Source organism: Corallococcus sp. CA054B, from assembly GCF_003611625.1.
GTDB lineage: Bacteria > Myxococcota > Myxococcia > Myxococcales > Myxococcaceae > Corallococcus > Corallococcus coralloides.
Window position 1 is genome coordinate 1 of sequence record NZ_RAVY01000257.1, and the last position, 11498, is coordinate 11498.

The 11498-nt window shown below is 69.1% G+C and carries 12 protein-coding genes and 1 pseudogene; 8 read left to right on the plus strand and 5 right to left on the minus strand.

The annotated features are described in order from the left end of the window. A pseudogene (locus D7V80_RS43220) lies at positions 1 to 194 on the minus strand (hypothetical protein); the annotation flags it as partial. Between the two features lie 48 nt (positions 195 to 242). Between D7V80_RS43220 and hprK the strand changes: the two are divergent. Both hprK and rapZ read left to right on the plus strand, forming a co-directional pair. Then, the gene (hprK, locus tag D7V80_RS37135) at positions 243 to 1208 is read left to right on the plus strand and encodes an HPr(Ser) kinase/phosphatase (protein ID WP_120592576.1); all 966 of its coding nucleotides are present in this window, start codon (positions 243 to 245) and stop codon (positions 1206 to 1208) included. Next, on the plus strand, positions 1205 to 2068 hold the full coding sequence (rapZ, locus tag D7V80_RS37140; RefSeq protein ID WP_120592577.1) for an RNase adapter RapZ: 864 nt from the start codon (positions 1205 to 1207) through the stop codon (positions 2066 to 2068). The genes hprK and rapZ overlap by 4 nt, the downstream gene beginning before the upstream one ends. A 31-nt stretch (positions 2069 to 2099) precedes the next feature. On the opposite strand, the gene D7V80_RS37145 is transcribed toward rapZ, so the two are convergent. Continuing rightward, the gene (locus tag D7V80_RS37145; protein ID WP_120592578.1) at positions 2100 to 2945 is read right to left on the minus strand and encodes an imm11 family protein; all 846 of its coding nucleotides are present in this window, start codon (positions 2943 to 2945) and stop codon (positions 2100 to 2102) included. 168 nt (positions 2946 to 3113) lie between these two features. Between D7V80_RS37145 and D7V80_RS37150 the strand changes: the two genes are divergently transcribed. After that, positions 3114 to 4682: an ATPase, T2SS/T4P/T4SS family gene (locus D7V80_RS37150; RefSeq protein WP_158616764.1), complete on the plus strand. Its 1569-nt coding sequence runs from the start codon at positions 3114 to 3116 to the stop codon at positions 4680 to 4682. 20 nt (positions 4683 to 4702) lie between these two features. Here D7V80_RS37150 and D7V80_RS37155 read toward each other — a convergent pair whose 3' ends face one another. From D7V80_RS37155 to D7V80_RS37165, 3 genes are read right to left on the minus strand one after another with little or no spacing between them, the layout of a single operon-like run. Then, on the minus strand, positions 4703 to 5527 hold the full coding sequence (locus D7V80_RS37155; protein WP_120592580.1) for a class I SAM-dependent methyltransferase: 825 nt from the start codon (positions 5525 to 5527) through the stop codon (positions 4703 to 4705). A 27-nt stretch (positions 5528 to 5554) separates the two neighbouring features. Beyond that, positions 5555 to 6193: a hypothetical protein gene (locus tag D7V80_RS37160; RefSeq protein WP_147447341.1), complete on the minus strand. Its 639-nt coding sequence runs from the start codon at positions 6191 to 6193 to the stop codon at positions 5555 to 5557. Positions 6194 to 6230: 37 nt separating this feature from the next. Further along, complete coding sequence (locus D7V80_RS37165; protein WP_120592582.1) at positions 6231 to 7646, minus strand: general secretion pathway protein GspE; 1416 nt, start codon at positions 7644 to 7646, stop codon at positions 6231 to 6233. A 156-nt stretch (positions 7647 to 7802) separates the two neighbouring features. Between D7V80_RS37165 and D7V80_RS37170 the strand changes: the two genes are divergently transcribed. The 5 genes from D7V80_RS37170 to D7V80_RS37190 form a co-directional block, all read left to right on the plus strand. Then, entirely contained in the window at positions 7803 to 8834 is a 1032-nt protein-coding gene (locus D7V80_RS37170; protein WP_120592583.1) for an SPFH domain-containing protein, read from the plus strand. A 23-nt stretch (positions 8835 to 8857) separates the two neighbouring features. Continuing rightward, a complete protein-coding gene (locus D7V80_RS37175; RefSeq protein WP_120592584.1) occupies positions 8858 to 9778 on the plus strand; it encodes an NAD+ kinase in 921 nt (306 codons plus the stop codon). A 420-nt stretch (positions 9779 to 10198) separates the two neighbouring features. Beyond that, positions 10199 to 10621 (plus strand): PTS sugar transporter subunit IIA, encoded by a 423-nt coding sequence (locus tag D7V80_RS37180; RefSeq protein ID WP_014399911.1) that lies wholly within the window; start codon positions 10199 to 10201, stop codon positions 10619 to 10621. Between the two features lie 33 nt (positions 10622 to 10654). Next, positions 10655 to 11140, plus strand: a complete 486-nt coding sequence (locus tag D7V80_RS37185; protein ID WP_014399910.1) for a PTS sugar transporter subunit IIB — start codon at positions 10655 to 10657, stop codon at positions 11138 to 11140. 4 nt (positions 11141 to 11144) lie between these two features. After that, a partial coding sequence (locus D7V80_RS37190) for a PTS sugar transporter subunit IIC (protein WP_147447342.1) occupies positions 11145 to 11498 on the plus strand: 354 nt, incomplete at its 3' end.

The window sequence follows — 11498 nt, forward strand, 5'->3', positions numbered from 1 at the left end:
GCCCAGTACAGGCGGAAGGCCGCGCCCAGGACGAGCACGCCCCCCAGCAGGAAGAGGCCCAGCCGGCGCTCGAAGGGGGCTTCGCCAGGAGCTCCGGAGCCTGCCCACGTGGGCGTTTCCGTTGGAACTCCGACCAGCGCTCCGGACCGGGGCTCGGCGGCGGCTGTAGGGGAGGCGGGGGGGACGGCGGACACGGTGCGGTTCACCTCCGGAGGCCGGTGGGTGATATCCAGGTCCCGACGATGAAATCCATTCGCATCTCCCAGCTCCTCGAGGACCAGGGCCACGACCTGCGGCTGACCCTGATGGCGGGCACCCAGGGGCTGGCTCGCACGGTGGACTCCTCGCGCATCCAGAAGCCGGGCCTGGCGCTGGCGGGCTTCATGGAGCACCTCCACCCGCACCGCGTCCAGGTCTTCGGCAACACCGAAATCTCCTACCTGGCCACCCTGCCAGAGGACGCGCAGCACGCGTCGCTGGCCAAGCTCTTCGGCGAAGAGGATCTGGCGTGCGTGGTGGTCACCAAGGCGCTGGACGTGCCGCGCGCGCTGGTGGACGCCTGCGAGGCGGCGGGCCTCTCGCTGATGAAGACGCCGCTGCTCTCCAGCGAGTTCATCCAGCGGGTGCAGAACTTCCTGGAGGACGCGCTCACGGAGTCCAGCAGCCTGCACGGCGTGCTGATGGACGTCTTCGGCGTGGGCATCCTGCTCCTGGGCAAGAGCGGCATCGGCAAGAGCGAAATCGCCCTGGACCTGGTGATGCGCGGCCACCGGCTGGTGGCGGACGACATCGTGGACGTGACCCGGCGCAAGGGGGCCGTCTACGGCGCGGGCAATCCGGTCATCAAGCACCACATGGAGATTCGCGGACTGGGCATCATCAACATCAAGGACCTCTTCGGAGTGTCCGCCGTCCGGGAACAGAAGAAGATTGAGCTTGTGATTGAGCTGCAGGAATGGGATCCGCACCAGGAGTACGACCGACTGGGCGTGGAGGACAAGCACCTGCAGATTGTTGGCGTGGACATCCCCCTGTCGGTCGTCCCCGTGCGTCCTGGACGCAACATGGCCACCATCGTGGAGGTGGCCGCGCGCAACCAACTGTTGAAGCTTCAGGGCCACCATTCGGCGCGAGAGTTCGCCGAGCGCCTCAATCGAGCCATCGCCCAGGGGGCGATGCGCCGCACCTTGGGAGAAGAGGTCGAGTGACCGCCCCCGCGAAGCAGATCATCATCATCACCGGCATGTCAGGTTCCGGTAAGTCCACCGCCATCCGCGCGCTGGAGGACGCCGGCTTCTTCTGCATCGACAACCTGCCGGTGCTCCTCCTGCCCAAGCTCACGGAGCTGGCGGGAGGCGGCAACATCGAGCGCATGGCGCTGGTCATCGACGCGCGCGAGGGCGTCTTCCTCAAGGACGCGCCCCGTGTGCTCGCCGAGGTGCGCCGCGCGGGCCACCAGGTGGACGTGCTCTTCCTGGACGCCAGTGACGACAGCCTCATGCGCCGCTTCAGCGAGACGCGCCGCCGCCACCCGCTGGCCCCCGAGGGCACGGTGGCGGAGGGCATCCACCGGGAGCGCGAGGCGCTGAAGGACCTGCGGGAGCTGGCGGATCAGGTCATCGACTCGTCGGCGCTCAACGTGCACGACCTGAAGCGCATGGTGCAGGGGCGCTTCAGCCCGGAGCCCACGACGGGGCCCAGCCTGTCCATCATGTCCTTCGGCTACCGGTACGGTGTGCCGCCGCAGGCGGACCTGGTGTTCGACGTGCGCTTCCTGCCGAACCCGTACTTCGTGCCGGAGCTCAAGGGGCTCACGGGCAAGAACCCGAAGGTGTCCGGGTACGTGCTGGAGCGCGAGGAGACGCAGCAGTTCCTCGAGAAGGTCGTGGACCTCTGCCGGTTCCTGTTCCCCCGCTACCAGAAGGAGGGGAAGGCGTACCTCACGGTGGCGCTGGGGTGCACGGGCGGCAAGCACCGCTCGGTGGCGCTGGCGGCGGAGATGGTGCGCCGGCTGTCCGCGGACTACGGCCGCGTGCAGCTGTGGGACCGGGACATCGAGAAGGAGTAGGGCGCTGCAACGTCCTTGCGGACCCCGGTCTTCAGTGCCGGGTGTCCGTGATGGGCGTGAAGCGAGCGCCGGTGACGCCCTCCTTCTCCAGGGCCTCCTTCACGACCTCGGAGACGACGAGGGTGACGGGCCAGCCCCAGGGGCGGAACACGCGGGCGCGGCCCACCTGGGTGGGGTCGATGCGCAGGCCTCGCACGGAGCGGTACTGGCCCACGCGCGCGGGAACGCCATCGCCGGGGCCGTAGCGGAGGACCTCCAGGCAGGCGGCTTCGTCCACGCAGCGGATGAGGCGCGTGGCGACGACGAGGAAGTACGGCTCCGGCTGGCCCTCGATGTGCACGGGGATGAGCTGCACGTCCTCCGGCGCCAGGCGCGCGAACACGGCGGCGACGCGCGGGTGCACCACGGGGGTGAGGCCGGCGCCAGCGAGGCTGAAGTCCAGCGGGGCGGCCCTCTGCTCATTGGGGATGTGGAGGGGGCCGGGCGGATTCACGGGGCGCCCGGCGGTGAACATCCACACGTCACCCACCTCCTTGTCCTCCAGGTCCAGCGGGTCGCCGGGTTCCCAGCGGTTGGGGGCGCGGAAGTCGTCGTGCAGGTCGTAGAAGCGCGGGGTCGTGGCGCTGGCGCGGCGGGACGTCTTGCGGTTGCTGACGTGCGGGGCGGCCCCATGCGCGACGATGCGGACGGCCGGGCGGCGCGGGCGGCTGGTGCGGACCGGAGGCGAGGCCTCCTCCGCGACCGACGCGCGCGAGCGCCGGGGCGTGGCGACGGTGGGTTCGGTACCGCCGGGCAGGCTCTGCTGCCGGTCCGAGAGGCTGCTTTCGGAGGGGCGGAGCCACAGCCGTCGCAGCGCGTTGGTGAGACGCCTGAACATCAAGCGATGTTACCCAAGCGCCTGCTGGAGGGGAGCCCCTCTGTGAAGCTTCCTCGCCCGTTCTCAAGGCAGGCCGGCAGCCGTACCGGTTTCCAAGGAGAAGGGGGCTTTCCGGGGACCGTTTCCAGCGTGGCCGGGCCGCGAGAGGCCATGCCATGGTCCGCGCCCATGACGACGCCGAGCCCGAAGTCCGAAGCCCCCGCCACGCCGGACGCCGTGTTCGCCAGCCTGCTCCAGAGGCTGGGGGAGGCGGGCCGGGTCCCGTCCGGAGCCTTCGTCTCGCCGAAGACGCCGGAAGCCTTGGCGGCGACCCTCTTCGACGTCGCGGGACGGACGGGCACGGCGATGTTCTCCGTCTGGGCGGCGGACGACTCGGACAGTGGCGCGGACGAGGACGACAGCGACGGAGCCCGAGCGGAGACGGGCGACCGGGTGATCAACGCGGGCATCACGCTGTTCTTCATCGAGAAGGACACGCCGGGCACGGTGGGATTGCTGGGCGCCGAGCGGGTGCCGGTGCGTCAGCCCATGGCGTACGAACTGTACCGGCCGCTGGGGAAGGCGCTGGCGGCGCATGCGAAGCGGGGCGCGGATCCGGTGATGCCCGACCGGGGTCACGTGTCCTTCCCGGTGGGCGCGGCGGATCCGGACATCGAGTTCCGCGTGTCCTTCCGCGAAGACGAGCTGGGCACCTGGACCACGGCGCTGGCGAGGGACCGGGAGACGCGCCAGGCGTACCCGAGCATCCCCAGCCTCCCGCTCTCCGCTGAACACGCGGAGTTCCTCAAGGGGCTCTTCAACCGCCTGGACAAGTCGCTGTTCAACGGCCAGTTGGTGCTGCTCACGGGCGCATCCAACACGGGGCGCAGCACGACCCTGCGCGCGGTGATGGATGCACTGCCCGACAACGTGCACGCGCTGGCGGCCGTGGAGGAGCCGAAGGGCGGGCCGGGAGGCGCCATCGGCGTCGTGAAGGTGAGCGGAGAGCTGCCGCTGGCGCAGGCGCTGCGTTCATTCCTGCGGCAGGACCCGGACCTCGTCTTCGCGGACGAGGTGCGCACGCTGAAGGACATGGAGATGCTCTGCACCGCGGCGCAAACGGGACACGCCGCCATCTGCGTCCTGGAGGCGAAGACCCCCGAAGAGGGTTACGCGTGGCTGACGGAAGCCATGCCGGGGATTCCGACCTATGCGCTCATCGTGCACCACACGCGCGACGCGGCGACGGGCGCCCTCGCGATGACGCTCCACGAGACGAAGCCCACGGAGGACGGCAACACGCTGCACGTCGTCCCGTGGACGCCGCCCGTGCGAGCGGGCTGGGACCGCACCATGCCAATGCCAACGCACAAAGTGGGAATCGTGGTGGATCAGGGCTTCGGAGGCCGGGTGGCTGAGCTGGCTCGCGTCTTCCACGTATGGGTCGTTGACTCGCGCGAGAACACTCCCGTCATCCAAAGTGTCTGGAAGAGCGGCCTGGCGGATGCGGCAGTTGATCCTCTCTCGGTGGGCGTCACGTCATTCGCCGCGCTCGAGGGAGAATCTCCCGAGGCGATGTGTGCCCGGATCGCCGGTGCTGTGGCCGAGCACCATGGTGCGTTCGCACATGATCCCCCGTGGTCCGAAATCGAGGTCTTCGGGGTCCAGCTGACTGCAACCTTGCGGCACGTCTTCGAGGAGCTCGAAGCAACGGCCTGCACTCCCACTCAGGAGGGGTTCGTCTGTCGGCGGCTGTGAGCGCCCGGACACAGCCCTGATCAGGGCTTCCGGAACGCCGTCAGCTGCCGCATGCCCCAGCGCAACGGAACGCTGCCATCCGAGCGTCGCAGCGGTTCCACGGCCTGGAGGAACGAGGCCCTGAGCGACGCCTTGGCCGCAGGAGACAATCGGTCCGCGTCATACGTTGTGAGCAGCGACTCCCAGACATCGCTCGGCGACCCATCGCCCTGAACGGAGAGGGACCGCACCGTGACGTCCACGAAGCCCTCGGCGAAGAGTTCTCGCAACCCATCGCTGGAACGGACCTTCGGATCGCCCAGCCGCGTGGGAGGAACCGCCGCCGCGCTCTTCATGAGTCCGCCGAACACCTCCAACGCATTCCCCGGCACCAGGTCTCCGCCCACGACAATGGACACCCGCCCGCCCGGCTTCAGCACACGCCGCAGCTCCGCGAGCACGGTCTCCACGTCGTCCATCAGCATGAGGGCCAGGTGGCTCAACACGACATCGACACTGGCGTCCCCGAACGGAAGCGACTGCGCGCGTCCCTGGAGCAGTGTCGCAGCGCCGTTCAACCGCGCCCGTGCCGCAGCCAGCTCGTGCTCGCTCATGTCGAGCCCCATCAGCGACATCCCGGGCTGCTTCCTCCGAGCAAGCAGCTCCAGGAGGTATCCATCTCCACAGGCCAGGTCGAGCACCGCCAGGGGCCGCGCATCGTGAGGCACGACCGCCTCCAGCAGAGCATAGCTCGAAGGCGCAGTCCCAGCCTCGACCTCGACCGGAGCGGAAGCGAACCACCGCGACGTCACGCCCGCGAGGCGCGCATGGAAATCCAGCAGGTACGACTCGGAAGGGGAGGGCATGGGGCACCTTCAGCGCTGGGGCTTGGCTCAGGGAAGGTCCATCAGCCGGGAGTGCCATTCTGGTGGAGCCGCCCAGCGCTGGTTGTATTGCTGCTGCTCCTCATGTGACAAGCGCTGCCAGAACGGCGACCAGACGTGAGCAAACCAATACTCCCCATTGCCCTGTCGCCATCCTGAAGACATGGGCTCGTACCCGGGAAATGCCTTCCAGGGGGGCGCCATGTCCCTGGTCTGGTTGAGTTCCCGGGTCTTGAGGAGAAACGCTTCGTTCATCCCAATGAGCGCAAGCTGGCAGACCCATTCGCTCCAGGAATTCACCTGGACCAGGAGCCGCGCTTCGTCCTGGCGCCCATGCTCCTCACAATGGGGAACTCCCATTAGGAGCTGCTTCCGGCGAAGGAGGCCCATCCATCCTGGGGCAGCATGGACTGGCAGAAACCGCTGTGCGGCCCGCAGACAGACGCAGCACTCCTGAGGGAACGCCAGCGAGTGTTCCGTCCGCCAGCGCTCCAAAGCAGGGGCGGAAAGGAACACCTCCGCCTGCCGCAGCATGGGATAGCCCATGAAAGCCAGGCTCGTATCGCTCACGGGCAGGGGCTGATCTCGCACGGGGACCGAAGATTTCTCGAGCCCGAAGACGCGGTGGATCTGTCGGTCCAGCTTCATGAACCCCAAGAGTCAGACCTCCAGGCCGAGGCCGTGCTCAGCGCCGGGGCTTCTTCTGTCCTGCGTTCGTGGCTTCAGCCGTGAGCGCCAGCACGGAGTACAGGTTCATCGTGTAGACGCTGTTCTCCGGCTCCAGGTCCGACGCCTTCTGGAAGAACGCACTGGCGCGTTCGTAATCGCGCTGGTGGTTCAGGAGGATCATCCCCATGCGGTTGTAGAGCGGCGCGGGCTTCGGCAGGAGCCCGATGCTGCGCTCCAGCAGATCCAACGCCTCCGCCAGTTTCCCCGCCTGCTCCAGCCGCACGACGCGCTGGAGCACCTCCTCCTGCGCGTCCTCCTTCCTGGCCACCGGAGCTGGCGCCACGACAGGAGGCTTCGCCGTCAGCGCAGCGGCCAGTGACACCGAAGGCATCGGCGCCTGCCGCGGAGCCTGGGCGCGGGCCGCCGGAGCCGCCGCCACCTTCGCGGCCGGAGCCGGAGGCACGGTCTTCGGCTCGCGCGAGAACGCAGGCACGCCATCTCCCGTGAACGCCACCTCCGCTGACGCCAGCGTGCCCACCAGCTTCGTCACGCCTCGCTCCGACAGCGACTCGAACACCGCGCGCAGCTCCAGCTCCGTCACCTGGGTGATCATCGCCATGTCCGCCAGCGCCGTGCGCCCGTCCACGAACGACAGCACGTACGCCTCGAACGGGCTCAGCGGCCGGTTCACCAGGTCCAGCCCCGCGACGATGACCGGCCGCACCGGCGGCCCCTTCGCCTTCGGCTGGGCCTGCGCCTGGAACGACACCACCCGCGTCGCCTCCTGCTGCGGTGGACGGGGCACGCCGCGCGCTCCCGTCTGCTCCGGCCTCGTGAGCAGCGCGCGCACCAGCGACACGTTGTCCCGGGGCGGCAGCTCCTCCACGCTCCTCACGAGCAGCAGCTCACAGCGCGCGCACTGGAAATCCCCCGGCTTGCACGACGCGCCACAGTGCGGACACGCCAGGTCCTCCGGCGGGTGCTCGAAGGCGTGCGCGTCCGCGTAGTAGTGCTTCCGGATGGCCGCGCGGATGGACCTGCGCACCGCGATGAACGGCAGCACCTGCGCCACGCCCACCGTCTTCGAAATCTCCTCCAGCGCCCGCTGCCGCTGCGGCTCGGAGATGGCCACGTACAGCGCGTCCTGCACCAGCCGCAGCGGCATGAAGTCGAAGCCCTCCGCCAGCCGCACCGGCACCCGCTCCAACAGGCCTGGGTCCACCTTCGCCTGCGCCAGCTTCTCCGTGGACACGAAGCGCGTCTTCAGCTCCTGCGCCAAGAGCCGCAACACCGGCGTCTCGTCCACGCCCAGCCGCACCAGGCACTCGCCCAGCTTCAGCCCCGTCTCCTTCTGCCGCGCGAGCGCTCGGGACAGCACCTCCGGCGTCAGCACTCCATCCAGGATCAACTGCTCCCCGAGCTTGCGCGTCATGCCCCCGATTCAAGGACGCCCGGGCCCACCCCGTCCACCGGCATCCACCCCACCTACACCGCTTTCCCGCACTCCCTGTTGCGAATGTGTATGAGTGACACTAAGATGGTGTCGAAATCACACAAACCAAACGCAGCAGGTGAGGGGGATGCGCGGATGTTCATCGGGTACATGAAGTCGACGCCGACCACGTACGTGATGCAGTACCGGGACGGCGAGGTGGTCCGCGAGGGCGCGGGCCTGTCGTTCCTCTATTGGAAGCCGGCGACGACGCTGGTGGCGGTGCCCCTGTCGAGCGCGGACGTCCCGTTCGCCTTCAATGAGGTCACCCGCGACTTCCAGCCGGTGACGATTCAAGGGCAGCTGACATACCGCGTGGAGGACGCGCGGAGGCTGGCGGGGCTCTTGGACTACTCCATCACCCCGGCGGGGCGTCACCGCTCCGACGACCCGGAGAAGCTGTCGGACCGGCTGGTGCAGGCCGCGCAGGTGCGCGCCCGCGCGGTGGTGCAGTCCCTGAGCCTGCGCGAGGTCCTGGTGCAGTCCGACATGTTGGAGGCCCGCGTGCTGGCGGCGCTGGCGGAGGCGGAGTCCGTGAAGGCGCTGGGCGTGCACGTGATGGCCTTCTCCGTGCTCTCCATCCAGCCCACGCCGGAGATGGCGCGCGCGCTGGAAGCCGCCGCGCGCGAAGGGCTCCAGCGTGAAGCGGACGAAGCCATCTACGCCCGCCGCAACGCCGCCGTGGAGCAGGAGCGGCGCATCAAGGAGAGCGAGCTGGCCACGGAGCTGGTGGTGGAGGAGCGCCAGCGCCAGATTCGCGAAGCGAAGATGGCCGCGGACATCGCGGTGGAGGAGCAGCGCGCCGCCCTCATGGAGCGCTGGGTCCAGAACGAGCGCCAGTCCGCGGACGCGCGCGCGTACACCCTGGAGAAGACGCTGGAGCCGGTGAAGAACGTGGATTGGAAGACGCTCCTGGCCACGTCCGCCAACGGCGGCGACCCCGCGCTCCACATCGCCCTGGCCTTCCGCGAGATGGGGGAGAACGCGCAGCGCATCGGCGAGCTCAACGTGTCGCCGGACCTGTTGCGCTCACTCTTGCCCCCGGATGCGGGCCCGAACCCGGGACCCCGCTCCGGCTCCAAGCCGAACAAGCCCGGCCGCGCGGACGTCCAGCACTTCGACCGCTGAAGGCTCAGCGAAGGAGGCTCGCCATGTTCGAGAAGGTCGTCCTCGTCACGCGCAAGACGCGGCTGGCGGACCTGGTGGTCCGCTTCAACACGAAGAAGCAGGCGAAGTTCTACGTGGAGCACAACGGTCAGGACTTCAACGGGTTCGAGGCGGAGGACGACACCTACCGCCGCGCGGTGGACGGCCTTCGCTCGCAGCTGGACGTGGGGCTGCCGGTGCAGCAGGTGGACCGCTCGCTCGTGCCCACCTTCCTCTTCACCGGCAAGGAGGTGGTGGTGGCGGTGGGGCAGGACGGGCTCGTCGCCAACGTGGCCAAGTACGTGGGCAGCCAGCCGCTCGTGGGCGTCAACCCGGACCCGGAGCGCTTCGACGGCGTGCTCCTGCCCTTCCTCCCGCGAGACGCCCGGGGCGCCGTGCTCAAGACCCTGGAGGGCCGCGCGAGGATGCGACAGGTGCAGCTGGCGGAGGCGCGGCTCCAGGACGGCCAGCGGCTGCTCGCCTTCAACGACCTGTTCATCGGCGCGCGCACGCACGTGTCCGCCCGCTACCAGGTCCGCTACGGCGGCAAGGAGGAGTCCCAGTCCTCCAGCGGCGTGCTCGTGTCCACGGGCGCGGGCTCCAGCGGGTGGCTGTCATCCGTGTTCGCGCTCGCGCAGGGGCTCACCCGCTGTACGGGCGGCACGCCGGGCAAGCCCTGGACGCTCGGCTGGGAGGACGCGCGGCTCGCCTTCGTCGTGCGCGAGCCCTTCGTCAGCCGTCACTCCGGCGCGGACATCGTCGGCGGCTTCGTCACCGCCCAGGCGGAGCTGGTGCTCGAGTCCCGCATGCCCCAGGGCGGCGTCATCTTCAGCGACGGCATGGAGGAGGACTTCCTCACCTTCGGTGCCGGCGCCACCGCCCGCATCCGGCCCGCCGAGCAGAGGGCCCGCCTGGTCGTCCACTGAGACACCGCACCCGATGCGACAGGTCCCCTGAATCCCGCATGCCCCGAGTACCGATGGACCTCGCGGGCCCTGCCGGGATTCCCAGGTGATACAGCCGCTCCCTTGTGATGGCACGGTCGCCTTCCTACCCACCGAGCGGGGGCGCCGGACTCGCCCCGCGGGGCACGCACCGTGGGGCCACACCGCGCATCTCCTAGAGCGTGGGGAGACCGCGCCCGGCTCCCCGTCCGGCAGACGACACCGTGTCCCTTCCCCGGACCTGAAATTCCAGGCATGGTGGGCGCAGTCGCCTTACCTTCGAAGCGAAGTTGTTGGGGCAGTGGTTCCCAGGTGCAGGCGGAAAACTTCGCCGGAGTTGCGTCCGGTCGTTGATGGGCGTAAGGACGCAAATTCTCCCGGGAAGTGGCTCAGGGGTGATCAATGGTCGGCCTCGTCATCGCATCGCACGGGCGTCTCGCGGATGAGCTTGTCTCTACCGCTGAACAGATCGTGGGCAAGCTGCCCGCCGTGGCCACTTGCAACATCGAGCCGGGGGCTCCCGTCGAGGACCTCCGCGCCAAGATGAAGCAGGCCGTGAAGGCCGTGGATGAAGGGGACGGCGTCATCATCATGGCCGACCTCTTCGGAGGTACCCCCTGTAAGGAATCGCTGATGATGTGTCAGCGGATGAATCTGGAAGTCCTGGCCGGCGTCAATCTGCCCATGCTGCTGAAGGCCAACTCGCTCCGTTCGGAGCAGATGGCCCTGTCGGACATGGCCAACCAGCTGGCGTCGTACGGCCAGCGCAACATCACCTGTGCATCCGCCCTGCTTCGCGAGGCCCAGCAGCAGCCGCGAACTTGACGGACCCGCACGGGTCGGCGATTCGAGACTGCCGTGATCACCCTGGTCCGCGTCGACAACCGCCTCATCCATGGTCAGGTCGTCGAAGCCTGGCTTCCCCACCTCAAGGTGTCCCGAGTGGTGGTGGCGGACGATGAGGCGGCCTCCAGTCCCCTCATCCGTGCCGCCATGGCGCTCGCCGTGCAGAGCGCCATCGAGGTGCAGATCCTCCCCCTCGCCCAGGTGGACTTCGCCGCCCTGTCCAAGGACGGCGTGCGCACCCTGGTGCTCCTGAGGGACGTCGCCTCCGTGCCGTTCGCCTTCCAGGCCGGGCTGGCCATGGACCAGCTCAACCTGGGCAACGTGCACTTCGGCACCGGAAGGCGGCAGGTGTCGCCTTCCGTCTTCCTGGCGGAAGGGGAGCTTCAGGCCCTCCAGCAGCTGTCCGCGCAGGGCGTGCGCGTGGAGGCGCGCGCCGTGCCCGCGGAGAAGTCCGTGGACCTGCCGGATTTGACCGAGCGCTGGTCGAAGGCCGGGTGAGCCGGTGAACGTCGGCTGGACCCAGGTGGCGCTCGCGTGTCTCTGGGGGGGGCTGGTGGCCGTGGAGCGCAAGGCGTTCCTCCAGGCCATGCTGTCCCGGCCCCTGGTGGCCGCCACGTTCATGGGCGCCCTGCTGGGCGACGTGGGCGGGGGCTTGTCCGTCGGCATGCTGCTGGAGCTGTTCTACCTGGGCACCGCCAACCTGGGCGCCTCCCTCCCTGAGAACGACACGCTCGCGGCCACCGGCACCGCCGCCGCCGCCGCCACCCTCACCGCCGCCACCGGCGCGGGCTCCACGCCGGCCATCTGGTCGCTGGCCGTGCTGCTCTTCATCGGGCTGGGGCGGGTGGGGCGGAGG